The organism is Vibrio sp. 10N.222.48.A3 (assembly GCF_041475345.1).
GTDB classification, from domain to species: Bacteria; Pseudomonadota; Gammaproteobacteria; order Enterobacterales; family Vibrionaceae; genus Vibrio; species Vibrio tasmaniensis_A.
Genome location: NZ_JBFRVX010000838.1, coordinates 1 through 1,129 on the forward strand (window position 1 = coordinate 1; position 1,129 = coordinate 1,129).

Genomic DNA, 1,129 nt, shown 5'->3' on the forward strand with positions numbered 1-1,129 from the left:
GTTTAATGTCATTTACAGCCCTTCACATATTATTGCCCATACATATATCAACCTGTTTTCACATTGCTAATTAACCTTCTTGGTTTGGAAAAGTGAAAGCCTTGGAATAAGATGTTAGATTTTTTTGGAAGTAGTCGTAGATGTTGAGGATTTTCAACGCCTTCGACAATCAAGGTTACATCAATACGCTCAGATAGCTTAACCATAAACTTAAGTGTCTCATTGGCCACAATATCTTCCTGACATTTTTGTAGTAACGACTTATCTAGCTTAATAAAATCAAAATATTTTTCTGATAAAAGGTTAAAATTGGAGTAACCACATCCAAAATCATCAATAGCAAATCGAAAACCTGCCCCTTTAAGAGCAATTATATTTTCTTTAGCATAACTATGTAAAAGACCCTCACTATATTCAACTGTTTCAAATATTATCTTACTTCTTAACTCTGGAACTAATTTGGTTAATTCCATTACATCATCATAAAAGTCAACGATACTTAAATCTGCATGACTAATGTTAACACTGATATTAGGAAGTGTATCTTGAGTGTTTTTTGCGTATTCAATTATTTTTTTAAAAATTATAATGGTTAATGAGTAATGTAGGTGCGGCTCCGTTGCCAATAATGGCATAAATACACCAGGACCTCCGAACTCTGTGCGTTTCCACCTAAGCAATATTTCCCAAAGGTACTCTTTAGAAGTATTCATACTATAAACGACGGGTTGATAAAAAAGCTCGAACTGAGTCCCTCCCTTTTTTATATCGTGATGTAAAGCTTGGATTACCGAACGGGTTCTAACGTTTTTTTCATAGTCATTAATGTTATATATGTAGACACCATCAATAGATTGAAGTGACTTTTTAACACTGTAAGCCATTCTTCTAAACAACTGATTTTTATCTTGGGGTTTATCAAAATTAGATAGGATCATGCTAGCAAGAGAATAATCAAAAGTTAGGGTTTTATCGCCTACTTTCTTTTCATGAGGCAAAGAGAATTGAATTTTTTGTTGCTGCTCAAGGATTTTTTTTTCTTCCCAGGGAGTATCGCTTTCAAATACAAGAACAATGTATTTGTCTTCAAACAAACCGATAACCCTTGGTGAAAGTGTCTCACTTAGGT

General features: G+C 33.5%; 1 protein-coding gene. It reads right to left on the minus strand.

Features of this window, described 5'->3' with window-relative positions; all coding sequences use genetic code 11:
* Positions 1-47: 47 nt before the first annotated feature.
* A partial coding sequence (locus tag AB4653_RS20485) for an EAL domain-containing protein (protein ID WP_372105186.1) occupies positions 48-1,129 on the minus strand: 1,082 nt, incomplete at its 5' end.